Raw genomic sequence first — 21,493 nt, forward strand, 5'->3', positions numbered from 1 at the left:
CAGCGCCAGGGGCCTCGGGAACCGGGGGAGCGCTAGCGCAGCACGCGCGAGTGCGAGCGTGCGAACTCGAGCGTCTCCCGCAGCCACGCGACGCGCTGCTCGTCATCGCGACCGCACGCGCGCGTATTGATCTCGGCGATGATGTGGCCCGCGAACCCCGACTCGGCAAGACCCTGCAGCACCTCGGCGACCGGTTGCGCACCGCGCCCGGGCACGAGGTGCTCGTCGAGCAGCGCGCCGCCGGGCGCAGTGCACGCCGCATCGCACAGGTGCACGTGCTGCAGGCGCGAGCCCCATTCGCGCGCGAGGTCGGCGGCTGAGCGCCCGCTCATGCCCGCGTGCGAGAAGTCCAGGGTGAGCGCGTCGACCTCGAGCACGCCGGGGTTCCAGCTCGGGGCGAAGGGATCGTGCTCGATGCCGCCTCGAGTGACGGGGAACATGTTCTCGACCGCGATGCGCATGCCGTGCCGCTCGGAGAGCCGCCGCACGGTCTCGACGAAGAGCGCGGCACTGCGGCGCTGCCAGCGGTAGGGAGGGTGCACGACCACGGTCGTCGCGCCGACGGCCTCGGCGAGCTCGACGCTGCGGCGCAGCTTGACGAGCGGGTTGCGGCCGAAGACGTGGCTGCTGAAGAGCAGGACCGGTGCGTGGATGCTCAGCACGGGCATCCCGAATTCGTCACTGAGCGCTGCCAGCCGCGACGGGTCCTGCGTGCCGCGGTCGCTCGTGATCATGACCTCGATGCCGTCGAAGCCCGCCTCCGCGGCGAGGCGGAAGGCCTCGCGCAGGCGTCGGGGGAGGACGCTCGTCGTACCCATGCCGATCTGAGCCACACCGTCACTGTACGTCGTGACCCGGGCCGCGACGCGGGAGCGACCCGTGAACTCTCGGTGACGCGCGGGAGAACCGCGCACGCTGCCCGCCGCGACTCTGGGAGGTCTCTGACCTTCGGCTGATACGGTTCGAGCGCCGGCCCCCGCCCATCGACGCATCCCCCTGAGGAGACGCCCGCGCGCCATGACCGACTCCAGCCAGAACGACTTCATCGTCGTCTCCAACCGACTTCCCGTCGACCGCGTCATCGAGCCCGACGGCACCGCCCACTGGCGGCGCTCGCCCGGCGGGCTCGTGACCGCGCTCGAACCCGTCATGCGCGCCTCCGAGGGCGCCTGGGTCGGCTGGGCGGGCAAGCCCGACCTCGAGCTCGAGCCCTTCACCGAAGACGGCATCGACCTCGTGCCCGTGCCCCTCAGCGCGCTCGAGGTCGAGCGCTACTACGAGGGCTTCAGCAACGACACGCTGTGGCCGCTCTATCACGACGTGATCGCCGCGCCGAGCTACCACCGCGAGTGGTGGGAGGCGTACCAGGTCGTCAACCAGCGCTTCGCCGACGCTGCGGCGGAGGTCGCCGCGCCGGGCGCGACCGTGTGGGTGCAGGACTACCAGCTGCAGCTCGTGCCCGCGATGCTCCGCGCGCAGCGCCCTGACCTCGTCATCGGCTTTTTCAACCACATCCCGTTCCCGCCCTACGGCATCTTTGCGCAGCTCCCGTGGCGGCGCCAGATCGTCGAAGGGCTGCTCGGCGCCGACCTCATCGGCTTCCAGCGCGTCGCCGACGCGGGCAACTTCACGCGCGCGGTGCGGCGACTGTACGGGCCGACGACGACGAAGGGCACGAGCATCCGCGTACCGAGCCCTGACGGCGGGCCGGAGCGCGTCGCGATCGCGAAGGCGTTCCCCATCTCCATCGACGTCGCGAGCTTCGAGGAGCTCGCGCGCCGCCCCGAGACGATCGAGCGCGCGCGGCAGATTCGCGAGGAGCTCGGCAACCCCACGACGATCATGCTCGGCGTCGACCGGCTCGACTACACGAAGGGCATCCGCCACCGCTTGAAGGCGTACGGCGAGCTGCTGCGCGACGGCGACATCGACGTGGGTGACGCCGTGCTCGTGCAAGTGGCGAGCCCGAGCCGCGAGCGCGTCGCCGCCTACATGCAGCTGCGCGACGAGATCGAGCTCACCGTCGGCCGCCTCAACGGCACCTACTCGACTATCAGCCACAATGCGATCGCCTACCTGCACCACGGGTATCCGCGCGAGGAGATGGCCGCGCTCTACCTCGCCGCCGACATCATGCTCGTGACGGCCCTGCGCGACGGCATGAACCTCGTCGCCAAGGAGTACGTCGCGTGTCGGCACGACGATGACGGCGTGTTGCTGCTGAGCGAGTTCGCCGGCGCTGCCGACGAGCTCAAGAACGCGCTGCTCATCAACCCGCACGACATCGACGGGCTCAAGGAGTCGATGGTGAAGGCGCTGCGCATGCCGAAGAAGGAGCGCGCGTCGCGCATGCGCTCGCTCCGTCGGCGCGTGCGCGAGAACGACGTCTCCTCGTGGTCGGACTCCTTCCTCTCGACCCTGCGGCAGAGCGCCGACGCGGCGAGGTCGGTGTGACCCCGGCCGATCGGCTCGCCCCGGCACTCGACGCCGCGCTCGAGCGCCTCGCCGCTGCCCCCCGACTGCTCGTGGCTCTCGACTTCGACGGCACCCTCGCGCCCGAGGTCGACGACCCGCTCTCGGCGCGTGCGCTCCCCGAGGCTGCGGTCGCGCTCGAGGCCCTTCGAGCGCTGCCCCAGACGATCGTCGCCCTCGTCTCCGGGCGATCGCTCGAGAGCCTCGCCCACGTCGGCCAGCTGCCGCCTGACACGCCGCTCGTGGGCTCCCACGGGCTCGAGGTGAGGCTCGGCGCCGGCGCGCCGGAGCCCGCGGTGGATGCCGCCGATCGCGAGCGAGTCGATACCCTCCGTGCTGCGCTCGCCCCGCTCGTCGCCGCCGTCGACGGCGCCTGGATCGAGGACAAGCCCGCGGGGTTCGCCGTGCACACGCGGGTCGTCGAGCAGGACGCGGCGGCCGCGCTCCAGCGCGACGCGCGTGAGCGCGCATCCTCTCTCGACTCCCGCCTCACGGTGCGCGACGGCAAGAACGTCGTCGAGTTCGCCGTGCGCGACGCGACCAAGGGCGACGGTCTGCGCATCCTGCGCGAGAGGCTCGGCGTCGACGCCGTGCTCTTCGCGGGAGACGATGTGACCGACGAGGATGCTCTGCGCACGCTCGGCGAGCGCGACCTCGGCGTCAAGGTCGGCGCTGCCGCGACCGTCGCCGAGCACCGCGTTGCCGACCCGGCCGCCATGGCCGCTGTGCTCGCCGAGCTCGCCGTGCGCCGTCGCGGGATTCTCTCGGCTTAGGCTCGATAGGCTAGACCCACAGCTCCGCTCGATGCGGCGCCCCATCCCGTTCGTGCCGTACCGACACCGAGGGAGGACGCTTGCTCCTCGTCCTAGCGGTGTTCGGCGTGGCCGCGATCATCCTCCCGGCCCTCGTGCGCGCCCTCGGCCGCCGGGTGTTCCTCGTCGCCGGACTCGTCTCCTTCGGCGCCTTCGTGCACACCCTGCTGCAGGCTCCCGCGATCCTCGACGGCGACCCGGAGGCGTACCCGATCGAGCGCCTCGCGTGGGTCACGCAGCTGCAGCTCACCCTCGACCTCAGCATGGACCCGCTCTCGTGGGTGCTCGCGCTCGTCATCACGGGCATCGGCAGCCTCGTGCTCGTCTACTGCTCCTGGTACTTCGCCGACGACGAGCCGGGCCTCGGGCGCTTCGCCGCCGTGCTGCTCGCCTTCGCGGGAGCGATGTACGGGCTCGTCACCGCCAACGACGTCTACCTGCTCTTCGTCTTCTGGGAGGCCACGAGCGTCTTCTCGTACCTGCTCATCGGCCACTACACGGGTCGGAGGGCGAGCCGCGGTGCCGCTCTGCAGGCTCTCATCACGACAACCCTCGGCGGGCTCGTCATGCTCGTGGGCCTCGTGCTGCTCTCGGTGCAGGCGCGATCGTCCTCCCTCGACGTGATCCTCTCCTCCTCGCCCGCGGGTGCCCTCACGACCACGGCGGTCTTCCTCGTGCTCGTCGGCGCCCTCTCGAAGTCCGCGATCGTCCCTGTGCACTTCTGGCTGCCCGGAGCGATGGCCGCGCCGACCCCCGTGAGCGCCTACCTGCACGCCGCCGCGATGGTCAAGGCGGGCATCTACCTGATCGCCCGTTTCGCGCCGGCGTTCTTCGACATGCCGGGGTGGCGTGAAGTACTGGTCGGGCTCGGCGTCGCGACCATGCTGCTCGGCGGCTACATCGCCCTCAAGCAGACCGACCTCAAGCTCCTCCTCGCCTACGGGACCGTCAGTCAGCTGGGCTTCCTCACGGTCGTCGCGGGCTACGGCACGCGAGACACGGCACTCGCGGCGCTCGCGCTCCTGATGGCCCACGCCCTCTTCAAGGGTGCGCTCTTCCTCATCGTGGGCATCATCGACCACGAGGCGGGCACGCGCGACCTGCGCAAGCTCTCCGGTCTCGGTCGACGTTCCCCGATCCTCGCGACGATCGCGGCGCTCTCGCTCGCCTCGATGTCGGGCGTGCCACCGCTCTTTGGCTTTGTCGCGAAAGAGACCGTGCTCTACGGGCTCCTCGTGGGCGTCGAGTCCGGCGACCCGATCGCCGTCGTTGCCGTGGTCGGGGTCGTGCTCGGCTCGGTCCTCACGGTGGCCTACAGCCTGCGCTTCTTCTGGGGTGCGTTCGCGCGCAAGGCCGGCGTCGACGACGTCACCTCGCTCGAGCACGTGCGCCGCGGCTTCCTGTTCGCCCCCACCGTCCTGGCCATCACGTCGCTCGCCCTCGGGCCGCTCGCGGGTCTCGCCGATCGCGCCCTCGCGGGCTATCCCACCCTGTTCGAGGCGCCGGAGGGCAAGCCGTACACCCTCGCGCTCTGGCACGGGTTCGAGCCCGCTCTCGGTCTCTCGGCGCTCACGATCGTGCTGGGGGCCGCGCTCTTCGTCGCTCGCACTCGCGTGGCGGCCGCGCAGAAGCGGCTCTCGACGGGGCTGAGCGCGAGCGAGGCGTACTGGGACGTCATGTCGGGCGTCGACCGCTTCTCTGCGCGGATCACGAGTCTCACCCAGCGCGGCTCCCTCTCGTTCTACCTCGGCGTCATCCTGCTCGTCTTCATCGCCGTCACGACCGCGGGCCTCGTCGCGGGCTCGACCTGGCGCACCGATGTGCGGGTGTGGGACTACCCCGCGCAGCTCGCGATCGCCGTCGTCATGATCGCCGCGGCGATCGCGGCGACGCAGGTGCAGAAGCGCTTCGCCGCGCTCGTCACGGTCGGCGTCACGGGCTTCGGGATGTCAGCGCTGTTCGCGCTGCAGGGTGCACCCGACCTCGCCATCACGCAGATTCTGGTCGAGCTCGTGACGCTCATCGCGTTCGTACTCGTGCTGCGCCGCCTCCCGGCCAAGCTCGGTGACCGGCACGGCAGCCATCATCGAGTGCTGCGCGCCGTGATCGCGATCGCCGCGGGCATCGTCATGGTGCTCATCGCCCTCGTCGCGGCCGGGGCGCGCACGACCGAGCGCATCTCCCTCGCCTGGCCCGAACTCGCCTTCGTCGATGGTCGCGGCAGCAACATCGTCAACGTCGCCCTCGTCGACATCCGCGGGTGGGACACGATGGGGGAGCTCGCCGTCGTCATCGCGGCGGCGACCGGCGTCGCGAGCCTGCTCTTCATCCGGGGCCGCGTCGACTCCACCTCGCGGGCGCAGCGTGTCACGATGCGCCGTCGTGCACGTGCTCGCGTGCAGCAGTCGCGCGTCGAGTCGATCCCGGGCGAGCGCCGCAACGCCTGGATCCTCGCGGGGCCGACGCTCGACCCGCGTCATCGGTCGATCCTTCTCGAGGTGGTCGTGCGCCTCATCTTCCACGCCGTCATCGTGCTGTCTCTCTACGTGCTCTTCACAGGGCACAATCTGCCCGGCGGCGGCTTCGCGGGCGGACTCATCGCGGGGCTCGCTCTCGTCGCGCGCTACCTCGCGGGCGGTCGGCACGAGCTCACCGCTGCGGTGCCCGTGGGCGCGGGGGCCGTGCTCGGCACAGGCATCGCCATCGCCGCTGGTGCCGCGATCGTGCCCCTGCTGTTCGGCGCGGATGCCCTCACCTCGACCTACTGGAAGGCGGAGCTCTGGCTCCTGGGCGAGGTCTCCTTCGTGACGTCGACGATCTTCGACATCGGCGTCTACCTCGTCGTCGTCGGGCTCGTGCTCGACGTGCTGCGCAGCCTCGGCGCCGAGGTCGACCGCCAGGGCGACGACGCCTCTGACCGGGCGAACGGCCGCCGCGTCGACTCGACTCTGGCGGACTCGACTCTGGCTGACTCGACGAAGGCCGACTCGACGAAGGAGGGCCGCTCATGAGCATCTCGCTGATCCTCGTCATCACGATGGGTGCGCTCTTCGCCGCGGGCGTCTACATGCTGCTCGAGCGCAGTCTCACGCGCGTCGTGCTGGGCTTCCTCCTGCTGGGCAACGCCGTGAACCTGCTCCTGCTCATCATGGCGGGGGAGGCGGGCATCGCCCCGATCGTCGAGGAGGGCGTCGCCGACGACGCCTACACCGACCCTCTGCCGCAGGCGCTCATCCTCACGGCGATCGTGATCACCTTCGCGGTCTCCGCGTTCCTCCTCGCTCTCATCTACCGGTCGTGGCGACTCGCGAACGCGGACGACGTCTCCGACGACGCCGATGACGTCGCCCTGCGGGAGGGGGCCGTCGAGATGCCGGTCGAAGAGACCGCGCCGGACGCCGAAGACACCGAGTTCCCCACCGACGATGCGAGGAGTCGCGCATGACCGCGCTCGTTCCCCTCGTCGTCCTCGTGCCGCTGCTGGGCGCGGCGGTCACGCTCGCGCTCGGGTTCCGGCCTCAGGCGCAGCGCATCGTCGCGATCGTCGCCCTCGTCATCGAGCTCGGCCTGGGCATCGCCCTCCTCATCGCGGTCGACGCCGGTGGCCCGCTCGCCATGGAGCTCGGCGGCTGGTCGGCGCCGTTCGGCATCGTCCTCGTGGTCGATCGCCTCTCGGCCGTCATGGTGCTCGTGTCGGCCCTCGTGCTGCTCGCGGTGCTGCTGTTCTCGGTCGGTCAGGGAATCGCCGACGGCGACGAGGAGACGCCGGTCTCGATCTACAACCCCACGTACCTCATCCTCACGACGGGCGTCATGGTCGCGTTCGTCTCCGGCGACCTCTTCAACCTCTACGTGGGCTTCGAGATCCTCCTCGTGGCGAGCTACGTGCTCATCACGCTCGGCGGCACCGAGGCGCGCATCCGCGCCGGGGTGACGTACGTGATCGTGAGCCTCCTGTCGTCCCTGCTCTTCCTGGCCTCGATCGCGATGGTCTACGGTGCGCTCGGAACCGTGAACCTCGCCCAGGTCGCCGCCCGCATGCAAGACCTGCCTGCCGACGTCCAGGTGCTGCTGCACGTCATGCTCCTCGTCGCCTTCGGCATCAAGGCCGCGGTCTTCCCGCTCTCGTTCTGGCTGCCCGACTCCTATCCGAGCGCTCCCGCACCCGTGACGGCGGCGTTCGCAGGGCTGCTCACGAAGATCGGCGTCTACGCGATCATCCGCGTCGAGACGGTCATCTTCCCTGGCCCTGAGCTCAACCCCGCACTCATGGTCGTGGCGCTGCTCACGATGGTCGTGGGCGCACTCGGTGCCGTCGCCCAAGCGGATATCAAGCGCATCCTCTCCTTCACTCTCGTGAGCCACATCGGCTACATGATCCTCGGTGTCGCACTCGGCACGGCGGCGGGCACGGCGGCCGCGATCTACTACATCGCCCACCACATCGTCATCCAGACCACGCTCTTCCTCGCGGCAGGCCTGGTCGAGCGCGAGGCCGGCAGCACGTCCATCACGCGCATCGGCGGGCTGCTCGCGAGTGCGCCGCTCGTCGCCGTGCTGTTCTTCGTGCCCGCGCTCAACCTCGGTGGCATTCCGCCGTTCTCGGGCTTCATCGGCAAGCTCGGGCTCTTCCAGGCCGCCGCTGAGCAGGGGGATGCTCTCGCCTACGTCCTCATCGGTGCCGGTGCCCTCGTCTCGCTTCTCACCCTCTACGCCCTCGTGCGCGTCTGGAACCTCGCCTTCTGGCGTCCGGCGGGGGAGGTCGAGGGCGACGAGACGCGCCTCCTGCGCACCGTCGAGGAGGCCCCGCACTCCACGACGACGATCGCCGCGACCCGCGCGACCTCGCGACTCATGACCGTGAGCACCGTCCTCATGGTGGTCGTCGGCATCGCGCTCACGGTCTTTGCCGGGCCGCTCTACGGTCTCGCCGATCGCGCTGCCGACAACCTCGATGGCCCAGAGCAGTACATCCAGATCGTGTTCCCGCAGGGGGTGGAGCCATGATCGACGACACCGTCAACGACGGCGCACCTCGGAACGAGACCGCGGATGACGACCTGCCGACCATGTCGGAGGACCGCGCCCACGCTACGTTCCTGCAGCAGCTGCCGCTGCTCGTCGCACTCGTGCTCCTCTGGATGATGCTGTGGGGCTCCGTCTCCGTGCTGACCATCCTCACGGGCATCGTCGTCGCGCTACTGGTGACGCGCGCCTTCTACCTGCCGCCCGTCGAGCTCTCGCGCCGCTTCAACCCCTTCTGGGCGATCGCCTTCCTCGCCCGATTCTTCGGCGAGCTCTTCGTCGCGTCCTTCCAGGTGGCGGCGCTCGCGTTCGCCCCGAAGGGTCGATCCCGCAGTGCGATCGTGCGCGTGCAGCTGCGCACGCGCGCCGACATCATCATGACCCTCACCTCCATCACGATCTCGCTCGTACCCGGCTCCCTCGTGATCGAGGTCGATCGACGGCACGCCGTGCTCTACGTGCACGTGCTCGGAGCCTCGAGCGCCGACGATGTCGAGGAAGCACGGCACCACACCCTGAGCATCGAGCGCCTCATCATCGCCGCGATCGGCTCGAAGGCGGAGAGGGAGCTGGTGCGCTGATGGTCGAGATCCTCTACGGCATCGCCGCCGCTCTGCTCGCCGCGACGGCGATCATCTCCATGTACCGCGTGATCGTGGGCCCGACGATCCTCGATCGCGTGATCGCCTCCGACGTGCTGCTCACGACGCTCATCCTCGTGGTCGCGACGGAGATGGTCATCAACGCCCACACGCGCACGATCCCTCTCATGGTCATCCTCGCGGCGACCGCGATCTTCGGCACCGTCGCGGTCGCGCGCTTCGTGACGAAGACCGAGGGCAGCCCGTGGCGGAAGGACGTGCCGTGATGTTCGACCTCGAGCCCTGGGACACGATTCTCGACATCTCCTCCGCCGTCCTCCTCGTCGTGGGAGCGGCGCTCTCGCTGGCCGCCGCGGTCGGCCTCATCCGATTCCCGGATGCCCTCGCACGGCTGCACGCGGCGACCAAGCCGCAGATCCTCGGTCTGATCCTCATCGTCATCGCGCTCGCCCTGAGCGTGCGCAGCTGGGCGGCGCTCCTGCTCCTGCTGCCCGTCATCGTCTTCCAGATGCTCACCTCGCCCATCTCGGCTCACATGGTCGGCCGCTCGGGGTACCGCACGGGCGCCTACGATCCCGACGGTCTCGTGGCCGACGAGCTTGCTCCCGACATCGAGGAGGCCTCGCGCTCGAGTGTCGTCTCGAGCGACGACGACGAGGACTGAGCGGAGCCCGGGCGCGGGTCGGCGAGCATCAGCCGCACGTCCTAGACTCGAGGGCATGACCGAGGTCGATCACAAGCCCCGTTCCCGCGTCGTCACCGATGGCATCGAAGCGACCACGTCGCGCGGCATGCTGCGCGCTGTCGGCATGGGCGATGACGACTGGGACAAGGCGCAGATCGGCATCGCGAGCTCCTGGAACGAGATCACCCCGTGCAACCTCTCGCTCGGCCGTCTCGCGCAGGGCGCCAAGGAGGGCGTGCACGCGGGCGGCGGGTACCCCCTGCAGTTCGGCACCGTGAGCGTGAGCGACGGCATCTCGATGGGCCACGAGGGCATGCACTTCTCGCTCGTGAGCCGCGAGGTCATCGCCGACAGCGTCGAGACGGTCATGCAGGCGGAGCGCCTCGACGGCTCGGTGCTGCTCGCCGGCTGCGACAAGTCGATCCCCGGCATGCTCATGGCCGCGGCGCGCCTCGACCTCGCGAGCGTGTTCCTCTATGCCGGCTCGATCGCGCCCGGCTGGGTCAAGCTCAGCGACGGCACCGAGAAGCCCATCACGATCATCGACTCCTTCGAGGCCGTCGGCGCGGTGAAGGCCGGCAAGATGACCGCCGAGGACGCTCATCGCATCGAGTGCTCCTTCGCCCCCGGTGAAGGTGCCTGTGGCGGCATGTACACCGCGAACACGATGGCCTCCGTGGCCGAGGCGCTCGGCCTGAGCCTTCCGGGGTCGGCGAGCCCAGCATCCTACGATCGCCGTCGCGACATGTACGCCCACCGCAGCGGCGAGGCTGTCGTGAACCTGCTCAAGAAGGGCATCACGGCACGGCAGATCCTCACCAAGGAGGCCTTCGAGAACGCGATCACGGTCGCGATGGCCCTCGGTGGCTCCACGAACGTGGTGCTGCACCTGCTCGCGATCGCGCATGAGGCCGAGGTCGAGCTCACCCTCGACGACTTCAACCGCATCGGCAGCAAGGTGCCCCACATCGGCGACCTCAAGCCCTTCGGCAACTACGTCATGAACGACGTCGACAGGCAGGGCGGGTTGCCGGTGCTGCTCAAGGCGCTGCTGGATGCCGGGCTCCTGCACGGCGACGCGCTCACCGTCACCGGCAAGACCATGGCCGAGAACCTCGCCGAGCTCGACCCCGATCCGCTCGACGGCGAGGTGCTGCGCACCCTCGACAATCCGATCCACGCGACCGGCGGTCTCACGATCCTCAAGGGCACCCTCGCCCCGGAGGGCGCCGTCGTGAAGACGGCCGGCTTCGACGCCGCGGTGTTCGAGGGCCCGGCGCGCGTCTTCGAGCGCGAGCGCGCGGCGATGGATGCCCTCACCAACGGAGAGATCACGGCGGGCGATGTCGTCGTCATCCGGTACGAGGGCCCCAAGGGCGGCCCCGGCATGCGCGAGATGCTCGCCATCACCGCCGCCATCAAGGGCGCGGGACTCGGCAAGGATGTATTACTCTTGACCGACGGTCGATTCTCAGGCGGCACAACCGGGCTGTGCATCGGCCACATAGCTCCCGAAGCGGTGGACGCTGGTCCCATCGCCTTCGTGCGCGATGGTGATCTCATACGGGTCGATATCGCTGCTCGCTCACTCGACCTACTGGTCGACGAGGCCGAGCTGGAGGCGCGCCGCACCCACTGGGCGCCCCTGCCCCCGCGTTACACCCGTGGCGTTCTCGCCAAGTACTCCAAGCTCGTGCGGTCCGCCGCACAGGGAGCGGTCACCGGGTGATGCGCGCGGTGCGCCCGCCCACGATCGCCGACACTCTGCAAGGACGTGCAACTTCATGACCACGGAATCGACTCCCGTGCCGAACCCGCCCGCGCGTGCCGCTACGGGCAAGACCGCGTCGGCGGCGTCCGCGAAGGCCGCCGCTGAGCCTCCCATCCTCACCGGGTCTGGTGCGATTCTCGCCTCGCTCGAGCGTCTCGGCGTCACCGACGTCTTCGGCCTGCCCGGCGGTGCCATCATGCCGTTCTACGACGAGCTCATGGCGTCCACCGCCATCCGGCACATCCTCGTCCGCCACGAGCAGGGCGCCGGTCACGCGGCCGAGGGCTACGCCTCCTCAAGCGGCCGGCTCGGCGTCTGCATCGCGACCTCCGGGCCCGGCGCGACGAACCTCGTGACGGCGATCGCGGATGCTCACATGGACTCCGTGCCCATGCTCGCCATCACCGGCCAGGTGTTCTCCACCTCGATGGGCACGGACGCCTTCCAGGAGGTCGACATCACGGGCATCACGATGCCCATCACGAAGCACTCCTTCCTCGTGACCAAGCCCGAGGACGTGCCCGGGGTGATCGCCGCGGCGGTCCACATCGCCACGACGGGGCGCCCCGGCCCCGTGCTCGTGGACGTCACGAAGGATGCCCAGCAGAAGAGCGCGCCGTTCATCTGGCCCCCCAAGATCGACCTGCCCGGGTACCGCCCCGTCACCAAGGCGCACGGCAAGCAGATCCAGGCCGCCGCGCAGCTCATCGCCGAGGCCCGCAAACCTGTGCTCTACGTCGGCGGCGGCGTCGTGCGCGCCGGTGCGCACCGCGAGCTGCTCGAGTTCGCCGAGAAGACCGGGGCGCCCGTCGTCACGACCCTCATGGCGCGCGGTGCCTTCCCCGACAGCCACCCCCAGCAACTCGGCATGCCCGGCATGCACGGCACCGTGCCGGCGGTGCTGGGACTCCAGGAGAGCGATCTGCTCATCGCCCTCGGAGCACGATTCGACGACCGCGTGACCGGCAAGGTGAGCGAGTTCGCTCCCGGCGCCAAGGTCATCCACGTCGACATCGACCCTGCGGAGATCGGCAAGATCCGCCACGCCGATGTGCCGATCGTCGGCGACGTGCGCGAAGTGCTGCTCGACCTCCTGCCCGCCTACGACGAGGCGGTCGCCGCGCACCCGAGCGACACCGCCGACTGGTGGACTCGACTGAAGACCCTCAAGTCGCAGTACCCGCTCGGCTACACCCTGCCGGAGGACGGCCAGCTGTCGCCACAGTGGGTCATCGAGAAGATCGGGGAACTCTCCGGCCCCGAGGCCGTCTACGCCGCGGGCGTGGGTCAGCACCAGATGTGGTCGGCCCAGTTCGTCAAGTACGAGCGCCCCGGCGCGTGGCTCAACTCGGGCGGCGCGGGAACGATGGGCTACGCGGTGCCCGCCGCCATGGGCGCGAAGGTGGCGCAGCCCGACCGGCTCGTCTGGGCCATCGACGGCGACGGCTGCTTCCAGATGACCAATCAGGAGCTCGCGACCTGCACGATCAACAACATCCCCATCAAGGTCGCCATCATCAACAACTCCTCGCTCGGCATGGTGCGTCAGTGGCAGACCCTCTTCTACGAGGGCCGGCACTCGTTCACCGACCTCAACACGGGGCACGACACGGTCATGATCCCCGACTTCGTGAAGATGGCCGACGCCTACGGCGCACTCGGCATCCGCGTCACGACGCCCGAGGAGGTCGAGCCGGCCATCCGCCTCGCAATGGAGACCAACGACCGCCCCGTCGTCATCGACTTCATCGTGAGCCGCGACGCGATGGTGTGGCCCATGGTTCCGCAGGGCGTCGGCAACTCGCAGGTGCAGTACGCCCGCGACCACGCCCCCGACTGGTACGAGGAGTAGACCGATGACCTACCACGTGCTCTCCCTGCTCGTCGAAGACAAGCCAGGCCTCCTCACGCGCGTCGCCGGGCTCTTCGCGCGCCGCGGGTTCAACATCTCGTCACTCGCCGTCGGCACCACCGAGGTCGAGGGCCTCTCGCGCATCACCGTCGTCGTGCAGGTCTCCGGCCTGCCGCTCGAGCAGATCACGAAGCAGCTCAACAAGCTCATCAACGTGCTCAAGATCGTCGAGCTCGACTCCTCGCAGGCGGTCGAGCGCGAGCACATGCTCGTCAAGGTGCGCGTCGACAACGCGACGCGCTCGCAGGTGCTCGAGGCCGTCAACCTCTTCCGCGCCCGCGTCGTCGACGTCGCCCCCGACTCCCTCGTGATCGAAGTCACGGGCGACACCCCCAAGGTGGAAGCCTTCCTGCGCGTTCTCGAGCCCTACGGCATCAAGGAGATCGCGCAGTCGGGTCTCCTCGCGATCGGTCGAGGCTCGAAGAGCATCAGCGAGCGCGTCCTCAAGAACTAGCGCCGGCCCACCGGTCGGCCCCGCCCATCCACCCCGAATACAAGGAGAATCACACGCATGACTGACGTCATCTACGACAAGGATGCCGATCTGAGCCTCATCCAGGGCAAGAAGGTCGCCGTCATCGGCTACGGCTCGCAGGGCCACGCCCACGCGCTCAACCTGCGCGACTCGGGCGTCGAGGTGCGCATCGGCCTCAAGGAGGGCTCCAAGAGCCGCGCCAAGGCGGAAGAGGCCGGCTTCACCGTGCACACGCCCGCCGAAGCTGCGGCGTGGGGCGACGTCATCGTCATCCTCGCCCCCGACCAGCACCAGCGCGGTCTCTACGCGGCCGACGTCAAGGACAACCTGACCGAGGGCAAGACGCTGCTCTTCAGCCACGGGTTCAACATCCGCTTCGGCTACATCAAGGCGCCCGAGGGCGTCGACGTCGTGCTCGTCGCACCCAAGGGCCCCGGCCACACCGTCCGTCGCGAGTACGAGGCAGGCCGTGGCGTGCCGGTCATCGTCGCCGTCGAGAAGGATGCGACCGGTTCGGCGTGGGACCTCGCGTGGTCGTACTCCAAGGGCATCGGCGGCCTGCGCGCCGGCGGCATCAAGACGACCTTCACCGAGGAGACCGAGACCGACCTCTTCGGCGAGCAGGCCGTGCTCTGCGGCGGCACCTCGCAGCTCGTCCAGTACGGGTTCGAAGTCCTCACCGAGGCCGGCTACCAGCCCGAGATCGCCTACTTCGAGGTGCTGCACGAGCTCAAGCTCATCGTCGACCTCATGTGGGAGGGCGGCATCGCCAAGCAGCGCTGGAGCATCAGCGATACCGCCGAGTACGGCGACTACGTCTCCGGCCCGCGCGTCATCGACCCGAACGTCAAGGAGAACATGAAGGCTGTTCTCTCCGACATCCAGTCCGGTGCCTTCGCGCAGCGCTTCATCGACGACCAGGACAACGGTGCGGTCGAGTTCCAGAAGCTTCGCGACCAGGGTGCCGCGCACCCCATCGAGGCGACCGGCAAGAAGCTGCGCTCGCTCTTCGCGTGGAAGCAGCAGGACTCGGACTACACGGACGGCAGCGCTGCGCGCTAGCAGCACCACAGCATGACCGGGCGCGCCCGGGTCAGCGCGCCCTCGGGGCCGCCGACTCGGGCGCGTACTCCTCTTTCCAGGCGACCGTCGGCTCGGCGCGCGGCCGGGGACCCTTGCACCCGGTCGCGAGCCACACGATCATCGCGATCGCGTTCTCGACGTGCGAGGCGAGGAACGCACCGAGGATGAGCGGGGCGTAGAGCGCCGCCAGGTAGGTCGCCGAACTGACGAGACCGAACCTGGACCCCCAGAGCACGGCGAGGGTCAGCGGAGCGAGCGCGAGCCCGAACCACCACGGTGACACCGATGCGCCCAGTGCGACCGCGGCGACGATCGCGAGCACGCCCGCGGCGACCTGCCCGATGAGCAGGCGCCCGAGCGCTCCACCGTGCCGTCCCCAGCTCTCGAGGCCGACCGCCGCCCACATCACCCGCGCTCGCAAGCGATGCACGCCGTTGTCGATGAGGGCGACGCGGAACAGCTCGTCCGCATCGCGCCGTAGCCCCAGCCGCTGCTCCTCGGGCTCCCGCAGCAGCTGCCCGACGAGCGCGTCGTGCATGATCGCGGGCAGCGTCTGCGTGCCGTAGTTGGCGATGAGCCCCCACAGGAACGGCGGCACCGAGGCGAAGTCGGTGCTGTTGCCGTCGCGCGGCGGCAGGTCGAGCTCGTGCGCGCGCACGAGCGTGCTGGTGCCGTCGCGCGGGTTGAGGTAGAGGAAGTCCTCCGCGACCTGGAAGTCGCGACCGCGCCGGTACACGAGCGGCAGCGCGTCGAGCGGCTCGCCCGCGGCGGTGAGAAACGGCATGAGGGAACCTCCTCCTCGGTCGTACGGGGCGGGCATGGTCGGTCGAGAGCGACAACGGGGTACTCGGTCGCGGCGGTTAGGGTGACGTCATGTCGATGATTGCTCTCGGGATGCCCGGCGTGCGCCGCGCGGAACCCGACGGCGCGCTCGACACCTCGGGGCGCCCCGACACGCCGGCCCTCGTCGACCGGTTCGGTCGCGTCGCGCGCGACCTGCGCATCTCGCTCACGAGTGCGTGCTCGCTGCGGTGCACCTACTGCATGCCGGCCGAGGGGCTGCCGGTCGTGCAGCGGGACGAGCTGCTGAGCGCTGAGGAAATCGCGCGGCTCGTAGCTCTAGCGGTGCACGACCTCGGCGTGCGCGACATCCGCTTCACGGGGGGCGAGCCGCTGCTGCGCCCCGACCTTGTGGAGATCGTCGAGCGCAGCTCGCGGGTGGCGGCAGGAGCATCCCTGTCTCTCACGACTAACGGCATCGGCCTCGAGAGACGCATCGATGCGCTCCTCGCGGCTGGGCTCACCCGCCTCAACATCTCGCTCGACACGATCGACCGCGACCACTTCGCGCGCCTCACGCGCCGCGACCGTCTGCCGGCCGTGCTACGGGGCATCGAGGCGGCTCGCCGGGCGGGCGTGACGCCGCTCAAGATCAACGCCGTGCTCATGCGCGACACGCTCGACGGCGCGGGCGATCTCGTGGCCTGGGCGCTCGAGCACGGGGTGGAGCTGCGCTTCATCGAGCAGATGCCGCTCGACGCCGACGAGACCTGGGTGCGCGAGAACATGGTCGACGCGGCGGAGCTCGTCGCGTCCCTCGCGCCCCGCTTCGCGCTCAGCCACCCGCACCGCGACGACCCGCACGCTCCCGCCGAGACCTGGCTCGTCGACGGCGGCCCCGCCACGATCGGCATCATCGCCTCCGTCACGCGGTCGTTTTGCGAGGCGTGCGATCGCACGCGCCTGACGGCCGAGGGCACGGTGCGCTCGTGCCTGTTCGGCGACGACGAGACCGACCTGCGCGGCCTGCTGCGCGGCGGTGCGAACGACGACGAGCTCGCCGAGCGGTGGCGCGCGGCGATGTGGGGCAAGCAAGCCGGTCACGGGATGTCCCTGGCCGGGTTCCGCCGCCCCGAGCGGACGATGGGGGCCATCGGTGGCTGAGCTGCTCGTGCGCTACTTCGCGGCGGCGGCCGAGGCCGCCGGGTGCGAGGAGGAGGTGCTCGACGCCGAGCGGTCCGCGACCCTCACGACGGTCGGCGCCGTGCGCGCGCACCTCATCGTCCGGTACGGCGAGCCGATGGCGCGCGTGCTCGAGAACGGCTCGTTCCTCGTCGATGGCGTCGTGCAGCGTGATGACGCGACGCCGATCGGGGCGCGCGTCGACGTGCTGCCGCCCTTCGCGGGGGGCTGACAGAGCGTGAGCTAGAGCCCGACCCACTCCGTCGAGCCGTCGGCGAGGTGCTGGCGCTTCCAGATCGGCACGCTCGCCTTGATCTCCGCCACGAGCGCCTCGATGGCGGCGAACGCCTCGGCGCGGTGGGGGGAGGCGACGACGGCGACGAGGGCGACGTCGCCGACGGCGAGGGAACCGGTGCGGTGAGCCGCCGCGACCCGCAGGCCGGTGCGCTCGTGCAGGCGCGCGCAGGCGGCGCGCAGCATGCTCTCGGCGTCAGGGTGCGCGCGGTAGTCGAGCCCCCGCACGGTGACGCCGTGGTCGTGATCCCGCACGACACCGCGGAACGTCACGACGGCACCGTCGGCCCTCGTGGCGACCCACGACTCGAGGTCAGCTGCGTCGAGAGTGCCCTCACTGACGGTCGCCCGCACGGCTTCACTCATGCCCGCCACCACCCGCGATTTGGGCGAGCAGGTGCTCGAGGCTGCCCTCGAGCACGGCGAGGCCGTCGCGCACCGCCCCGGGGGAGCCCGGGAGGGCGACGACGACGGTGCCCCGGGCGATTCCGGCGACCGCGCGGCTGAGCACGGCGGTCGGGGTCGCCGCCCGCCCGCGCTCGCGCACGGCCTCGGCGATGCCGGGCAGCTCGGTGTCGAGGACGGCCCGCACGGCCTCCGGAGTGAGGTCGCTCGGACTCACTCCCGTGCCGCCCGTGATGATGATGAGCGCCGGGGAGTCTGCGAGCGCGCTCGCGAGTGCCGGGCCGATCTCAGCGTCGGGGACGACGACGGGCTCGTCGATGGTGAGCCCGCGGTCGGCGAGCCAGTGCGCGATCGTGGGGCCGGTATCGTCGGCGCGCGTGCCTGCCGCCGCACGGGTGGAGGCGACGAGCACGATGGCCGTCCCCGGGCGCACAGTGCCGCGAGGGGGGCCGCCACGCCCGGTACTGCCCTGCGCGCGCGGCTCACGCGCTGCGGACTCGGCCCTGGCCTCACCGGCACCGCCCTGGCGCCGCCAGTCACCGCGCTTGCCGCCGGTCTTCTCGAGCAGGCGCACGTCGGTGAGGGCGCCCTCGGGGTCGACGGCTTTGATCATGTCGTGCAGGGTGAGCCCCGCGACCGTCGCGGCCGTGAGCGCCTCCATCTCGACGCCCGTCCGGCTGCTCGTCGAGGCCGTAGCGGTGATGAGCACGGCGTCGTCGGTCAGGTCGAGGTCGATGCTCACCGCGTCGAGCGGCAGCGGGTGGCACAGCGGGATGAGCTCGCTCGTGCGCTTCGCCGCCCCGATGCCGGCGAGCCGGGCGGTCGTGAGCACGTCGGCCTTCGGCAGGCCGTCGTCGCGCAGGAGGGCGATGACGTCCGGCCGGGTCACGTACCGCGCCGCCGCGACCGCCCGGCGAGCGGTCACGTCCTTGCCACCCACGTCGACCATGCGCGCGCGCCCGTCGCTGTCGAGGTGGCTCAGCCCGCGGCCCTCGGTGGAATCCGTCACGATTCCATCGTCCCACGTAGGCGAGCCGCGCCGATGACCGGCCCGCGCCCCTGTAAGGATTCGGAAAGGTCTGCCAGGGGCGACGTGGAGGCTCGCGGCCTAACCTGTGCACAGGGCCGCGCAGCGTGACGGCGACCCCACCACGACGGCGACCCTGCAGAGAGGCGGCGAGCATGGCGAGCACGGGTACGGCGGCGCGCACGGTCGCTCCCGCGTCGTTGCCGCGCGCTCGAGGCCCCCTCGTCTGGAGCGCCGCAGTCGGCCTCGTCGCCGCCGCGGCGACCCTCGCGTCGGCCGAGGTCGTCGCGCTCCTCCTTGCGCCGGCAAGCAGCCCCGTTCTTGCCGTCGGCTCGCTCGTGATCGACCTGACGCCGCCGTGGCTCAAGGACGCGACGATCGCCGTGTTCGGCACCGACAACAAGGCCTTCCTGCTCACCATGGTCATCCTCCTCGTCGCGATCCTCGCGATTGCGAGCGGGATGCTCGAGCGCCGCCGCCCGCCCACCGGTGCCGCACTGCTCGGCGTCGTGGGGGCCGTCGCGGTCGTCGCGGTCGTGACGCGTGCCGAGGCTTCGCCGCTCTGGGCAGTGCCCACACTCGTGGGAACCCTCGTCGGCGTGGTCGCGCTGCGGCGACTCTCGGCGCGGCTCGCCGCGTGGCTCGTGGCGCGAGCGCGCGACCAGGCGCGCGCTGCCCCCGACAGCACTGGCCTCGACAGCGCCGCCCCCGCCCGGACGCCCGAGCCCGCGACGGCGCTCGCCCGGCGCACCTTCTTCGGCGGCCTCGTGGGCACCGCCGCCGGCGCGGCGATCGCGGGCATTGCGGCGCGCGTGGCCAACTCGGCAACGTCGGCCGTCACCGCCGTGCGGGAGGCCCTGACCCTGCCCGCGCCGGCCACGGCGGCTGCGCCCATCCCCGCGGGGGCGAGCCTCGACGTGGCCGGCATCACCCCGCTCGTGACCGCCAACCGCGACTTCTACCGCATCGACACCGCCCTGCAGGTGCCGCGCATCGACGCCGGCCAGTGGCGGCTGCGCGTGACGGGGCTGGTCGAGCAGGAGATCGAGCTCGACTGGGACGCGCTGTCGTCCCTTCCGCTGCAGGAGAGCTACGTCACGCTCATGTGCGTCTCCAACGACGTGGGGGGCGACCTGACGGGCAATGCGCTGTGGCTCGGGCATCCGATCAGGGAGGTTCTCGCACGGGCCCGCCCGCTACCGGAGGCCGACATGGTGCTCTCGGTCAGCCAGGACGGCTGGACGGCGGGCACGCCCCTGCAGGTGCTGCAGGATGAACGGGATGCCCTGCTCGCGATCGGCATGAACGGCGAGCCGCTGCCGCTCGAGCACGGGTTCCCCGTGCGGATGGTCGTGCCGGGGCTCTACGGCTACGTCTCCGCGACGAAGTGGGTCGTCGAGCTGCGGGTGACGCGCTTCGACCGCGAGCAGGGCTACTGGACGCCGCGCGGGTGGTCAGCGCTGGGGCCGGTCAAGACGCACAGCCGCATCGATGTGCCGCGCGAGCGCGCCCGCGTCTCGGCCGGCACCGTGCCCGTCGCGGGCATCGCGTGGGCCCAGCAGACCGGTATCGAGCGCGTCGAGGTGCGCGTCGACGGCGGTGCGTGGAACGAGGCGCGTCTCGCCGAGGCGATCTCCGTCGACACCTGGCGGCAGTGGGTGTGGATGTGGGAGGCCACGAGCGGCACCCACGTCATCGAGGCTCGGGCGACCGACGCCTCGGGCTTCACCCAGCGTGCGCAGTACGTGCCCGTCGCCCCGGACGGCGCCGAGGGGTACCACGCCGTGACCGTGCAGGTCGACGGCTGAGCCGCTCCCTAGTACCGCGCGACGGCCGGGTCGACGTCGCGCGACCAGGCGTCGATGCCGCCCGCGAGGTGGCGAGCAGGGATGCCGGCCGCGAGCAGCTGGCGCAGGGCATCCTGCGACCGGATGCCGTGGTGGCAGTAGACGATCGTCTCCCGATCGCGGGGGAGGGCACCGATCGCGGCGGGCAGCTGCCCGAGGGGCACGAGGGCCGAGCCGGGCAGGGCGGTGAGCTCGTGCTCCCACGGCTCGCGCACGTCGAGCAGCAGCGGCCGGGCATCCCGTTCGGTTCCATCGGCGAAGACGGTCTCGAGAAGTTGGGCGAGCTCGCGGGCGCTCACCTCGAGCGATCGGCCAGAGTCGCCCGTGGCGGCGGGCGCGGGCGCTGTGCCGCAGAACTGTTCGTAGTCGTTGAGCTCGGTCACGGGGGCGGCCTGCGGGTCGTGGCCGAAGGGCAGCTCGCGAAAGCGGCCAGTGCGCGCGTCGTAGGTCGTGACGCGGCCGATGAGCGCATCGCCGACACCCGTGAGCAGGGTGACGACCTGGCCCGCCATGATCGCGCCGATGACTCCGCACACGGAGGGCAGCACGCCGCCCGTCGCGCAGTCGAGCACGGCATCGGGCGCGGGAGGAGCGGGGAAGAGGTCGCGGTAGCCGGGGCCGCCCACCGGGCACACGCCGGTCTGCCCGCCGTACTGCAGCACGGCTCCCCACACGAGAGGGATGCCGCGCAGGGTGGCGGCATCGGCGGCGAGGTAGCGCGTGGCGAAGCCGTCGCTGCCGTCCACGAGGAGGTCGTAGTCGGCGAGAAGCTCGAGCGCGTTCTCGCTCGTGAACCGCTGCCGGTGGGTCATGACCGTCACGGCGGGGTCGAGAGCGCGCAGGCGCTCCGCGGCGGAGTCGACCTTCGGGCGCCCCACGTCGGCGGTGCCGTGCAGGTGCTGGCGGTGCAGGTTGCTGAGCTCGACGACGTCGTCGTCGACGATGCCGAGACGCCCCCCGGGGCCGGTCGCGAGCCCCGCGCCGACGAGCTGCGGCAGCAGCACGCTGCCGAGCCCTCCCGCGCCGATGACGAGCACGCGCGCACGGGCGAGCGCGTCCTGCGCGGCGGTGCCGAAGCCGGGCAGAGCGAGCTGGCGCGCGTGGCGGGAGGCGTCGGGCAT

General features: G+C 70.8%; 20 protein-coding genes. 15 read left to right on the forward strand and 5 right to left on the reverse strand.

Annotated elements, in window-relative coordinates; genetic code table 11:
* Positions 1-32: 32 nt before the first annotated feature.
* Positions 33-833, reverse strand: a complete 801-nt coding sequence (locus HUJ41_RS03435) for a sugar phosphate isomerase/epimerase family protein (RefSeq protein WP_152581959.1) — start codon at positions 831-833, stop codon at positions 33-35.
* 184 nt (positions 834-1,017) lie between these two features.
* Between HUJ41_RS03435 and HUJ41_RS03440 the strand changes: the two genes are divergently transcribed.
* From HUJ41_RS03440 to ilvC, 12 genes are all read left to right on the forward strand, one after another.
* Entirely contained in the window at positions 1,018-2,454 is a 1,437-nt protein-coding gene (locus HUJ41_RS03440; protein WP_152581958.1) for an alpha,alpha-trehalose-phosphate synthase (UDP-forming), read from the forward strand.
* Positions 2,451-3,245 carry a trehalose-phosphatase gene (gene otsB / locus HUJ41_RS03445; RefSeq protein WP_152582053.1) on the forward strand — a complete coding sequence of 265 codons (795 nt, stop codon included), beginning with the start codon at positions 2,451-2,453 and terminating at the stop codon, positions 3,243-3,245. The genes HUJ41_RS03440 and otsB overlap by 4 nt, the downstream gene beginning before the upstream one ends.
* A gap of 80 nt (positions 3,246-3,325) precedes the next feature.
* Entirely contained in the window at positions 3,326-6,295 is a 2,970-nt protein-coding gene (locus tag HUJ41_RS03450) for a Na+/H+ antiporter subunit A (protein WP_179873360.1), read from the forward strand.
* On the forward strand, positions 6,292-6,729 hold the full coding sequence (locus HUJ41_RS03455; RefSeq protein WP_152581956.1) for a Na(+)/H(+) antiporter subunit C: 438 nt from the start codon (positions 6,292-6,294) through the stop codon (positions 6,727-6,729). Before HUJ41_RS03450 ends, HUJ41_RS03455 begins: the two co-directional genes overlap by 4 nt.
* Complete coding sequence (locus tag HUJ41_RS03460; protein WP_152581955.1) at positions 6,726-8,291, forward strand: Na+/H+ antiporter subunit D; 1,566 nt, start codon at positions 6,726-6,728, stop codon at positions 8,289-8,291. Before HUJ41_RS03455 ends, HUJ41_RS03460 begins: the two co-directional genes overlap by 4 nt.
* Positions 8,288-8,890: a Na+/H+ antiporter subunit E gene (locus tag HUJ41_RS03465; RefSeq protein WP_179873361.1), complete on the forward strand. Its 603-nt coding sequence runs from the start codon at positions 8,288-8,290 to the stop codon at positions 8,888-8,890. Before HUJ41_RS03460 ends, HUJ41_RS03465 begins: the two co-directional genes overlap by 4 nt.
* Positions 8,890-9,177 carry an MrpF/PhaF family protein gene (locus tag HUJ41_RS03470; RefSeq protein ID WP_152581953.1) on the forward strand — a complete coding sequence of 96 codons (288 nt, stop codon included), beginning with the start codon at positions 8,890-8,892 and terminating at the stop codon, positions 9,175-9,177. The genes HUJ41_RS03465 and HUJ41_RS03470 overlap by 1 nt, the downstream gene beginning before the upstream one ends.
* Positions 9,177-9,575, forward strand: a complete 399-nt coding sequence (gene mnhG, locus HUJ41_RS03475; RefSeq protein WP_179873841.1) for a monovalent cation/H(+) antiporter subunit G — start codon at positions 9,177-9,179, stop codon at positions 9,573-9,575. Before HUJ41_RS03470 ends, mnhG begins: the two co-directional genes overlap by 1 nt.
* Before the next feature lie 55 nt (positions 9,576-9,630).
* Positions 9,631-11,325, forward strand: coding sequence for a dihydroxy-acid dehydratase (ilvD, locus tag HUJ41_RS03480; RefSeq protein WP_152581952.1), 1,695 nt, complete (start codon positions 9,631-9,633; stop codon positions 11,323-11,325).
* A 55-nt stretch (positions 11,326-11,380) separates the two neighbouring features.
* A complete protein-coding gene (locus HUJ41_RS03485) occupies positions 11,381-13,219 on the forward strand; it encodes an acetolactate synthase large subunit (protein ID WP_179873362.1) in 1,839 nt (612 codons plus the stop codon).
* Between the two features lie 4 nt (positions 13,220-13,223).
* The gene (gene ilvN, locus HUJ41_RS03490) at positions 13,224-13,733 is read left to right on the forward strand and encodes an acetolactate synthase small subunit (RefSeq protein WP_179873363.1); all 510 of its coding nucleotides are present in this window, start codon (positions 13,224-13,226) and stop codon (positions 13,731-13,733) included.
* Between the two features lie 57 nt (positions 13,734-13,790).
* Complete coding sequence (gene ilvC, locus HUJ41_RS03495) at positions 13,791-14,816, forward strand: ketol-acid reductoisomerase (RefSeq protein WP_179873364.1); 1,026 nt, start codon at positions 13,791-13,793, stop codon at positions 14,814-14,816.
* 31 nt (positions 14,817-14,847) lie between these two features.
* Here the strand turns inward: ilvC and HUJ41_RS03500 are convergent, their stop codons facing one another.
* The gene (locus HUJ41_RS03500; protein ID WP_179873365.1) at positions 14,848-15,621 is read right to left on the reverse strand and encodes a DUF1353 domain-containing protein; all 774 of its coding nucleotides are present in this window, start codon (positions 15,619-15,621) and stop codon (positions 14,848-14,850) included.
* An 89-nt stretch (positions 15,622-15,710) separates the two neighbouring features.
* Here HUJ41_RS03500 and moaA point away from each other — a divergent pair, with 89 nt between their 5' ends.
* Both moaA and HUJ41_RS03510 read left to right on the forward strand, forming a co-directional pair.
* Positions 15,711-16,781 carry a GTP 3',8-cyclase MoaA gene (gene moaA / locus HUJ41_RS03505; protein WP_179873366.1) on the forward strand — a complete coding sequence of 357 codons (1,071 nt, stop codon included), beginning with the start codon at positions 15,711-15,713 and terminating at the stop codon, positions 16,779-16,781.
* Positions 16,774-17,031: a MoaD/ThiS family protein gene (locus tag HUJ41_RS03510; protein ID WP_179873367.1), complete on the forward strand. Its 258-nt coding sequence runs from the start codon at positions 16,774-16,776 to the stop codon at positions 17,029-17,031. Before moaA ends, HUJ41_RS03510 begins: the two co-directional genes overlap by 8 nt.
* An 11-nt stretch (positions 17,032-17,042) precedes the next feature.
* Here HUJ41_RS03510 and HUJ41_RS03515 read toward each other — a convergent pair whose 3' ends face one another.
* Together HUJ41_RS03515 and moaCB are read right to left on the reverse strand one after the other, a co-directional pair.
* Positions 17,043-17,459 carry a molybdenum cofactor biosynthesis protein MoaE gene (locus HUJ41_RS03515; RefSeq protein WP_179873368.1) on the reverse strand — a complete coding sequence of 139 codons (417 nt, stop codon included), beginning with the start codon at positions 17,457-17,459 and terminating at the stop codon, positions 17,043-17,045.
* Positions 17,452-18,507, reverse strand: a complete 1,056-nt coding sequence (gene moaCB, locus HUJ41_RS03520) for a bifunctional molybdenum cofactor biosynthesis protein MoaC/MoaB (protein WP_281363110.1) — start codon at positions 18,505-18,507, stop codon at positions 17,452-17,454. The genes HUJ41_RS03515 and moaCB overlap by 8 nt, the downstream gene beginning before the upstream one ends.
* 173 nt (positions 18,508-18,680) lie before the next feature.
* On the opposite strand from moaCB, the gene HUJ41_RS03525 reads away from it, so the two are divergent.
* Positions 18,681-20,333 (forward strand): molybdopterin-dependent oxidoreductase, encoded by a 1,653-nt coding sequence (locus HUJ41_RS03525; RefSeq protein ID WP_179873369.1) that lies wholly within the window; start codon positions 18,681-18,683, stop codon positions 20,331-20,333.
* Positions 20,334-20,341: 8 nt separating this feature from the next.
* Here HUJ41_RS03525 and HUJ41_RS03530 read toward each other — a convergent pair whose 3' ends face one another.
* Entirely contained in the window at positions 20,342-21,493 is a 1,152-nt protein-coding gene (locus HUJ41_RS03530) for a ThiF family adenylyltransferase (RefSeq protein WP_179873370.1), read from the reverse strand.

Origin of the sequence: Microcella indica, assembly GCF_013414345.1 — a bacterium.
Classification (GTDB): Bacteria; Actinomycetota; Actinomycetes; order Actinomycetales; family Microbacteriaceae; genus Microcella; species Microcella indica.

Coding starts and splice junctions, on each gene's coding strand:
- HUJ41_RS03485 (WP_179873362.1), top strand. CDS start 11,381: ATGACCACGGAATCGACTCCCGTGCCGAACCCGCCCGCGCGTGCCGCT.
- HUJ41_RS03440 (WP_152581958.1), top strand. CDS start 1,018: ATGACCGACTCCAGCCAGAACGACTTCATCGTCGTCTCCAACCGACTT.
- HUJ41_RS03460 (WP_152581955.1), top strand. CDS start 6,726: ATGACCGCGCTCGTTCCCCTCGTCGTCCTCGTGCCGCTGCTGGGCGCG.
- ilvN (WP_179873363.1), top strand. CDS start 13,224: ATGACCTACCACGTGCTCTCCCTGCTCGTCGAAGACAAGCCAGGCCTC.
- moaA (WP_179873366.1), top strand. CDS start 15,711: ATGTCGATGATTGCTCTCGGGATGCCCGGCGTGCGCCGCGCGGAACCC.
- ilvD (WP_152581952.1), top strand. CDS start 9,631: ATGACCGAGGTCGATCACAAGCCCCGTTCCCGCGTCGTCACCGATGGC.
- HUJ41_RS03515 (WP_179873368.1), bottom strand. CDS start 17,459: ATGAGTGAAGCCGTGCGGGCGACCGTCAGTGAGGGCACTCTCGACGCA.
- HUJ41_RS03470 (WP_152581953.1), top strand. CDS start 8,890: ATGGTCGAGATCCTCTACGGCATCGCCGCCGCTCTGCTCGCCGCGACG.
- mnhG (WP_179873841.1), top strand. CDS start 9,177: ATGTTCGACCTCGAGCCCTGGGACACGATTCTCGACATCTCCTCCGCC.
- HUJ41_RS03530 (WP_179873370.1), bottom strand. CDS start 21,493: ATGCCCGACGCCTCCCGCCACGCGCGCCAGCTCGCTCTGCCCGGCTTC.
- ilvC (WP_179873364.1), top strand. CDS start 13,791: ATGACTGACGTCATCTACGACAAGGATGCCGATCTGAGCCTCATCCAG.
- HUJ41_RS03525 (WP_179873369.1), top strand. CDS start 18,681: ATGGCGAGCACGGGTACGGCGGCGCGCACGGTCGCTCCCGCGTCGTTG.
- HUJ41_RS03455 (WP_152581956.1), top strand. CDS start 6,292: ATGAGCATCTCGCTGATCCTCGTCATCACGATGGGTGCGCTCTTCGCC.
- HUJ41_RS03465 (WP_179873361.1), top strand. CDS start 8,288: ATGATCGACGACACCGTCAACGACGGCGCACCTCGGAACGAGACCGCG.
- HUJ41_RS03500 (WP_179873365.1), bottom strand. CDS start 15,621: ATGCCGTTTCTCACCGCCGCGGGCGAGCCGCTCGACGCGCTGCCGCTC.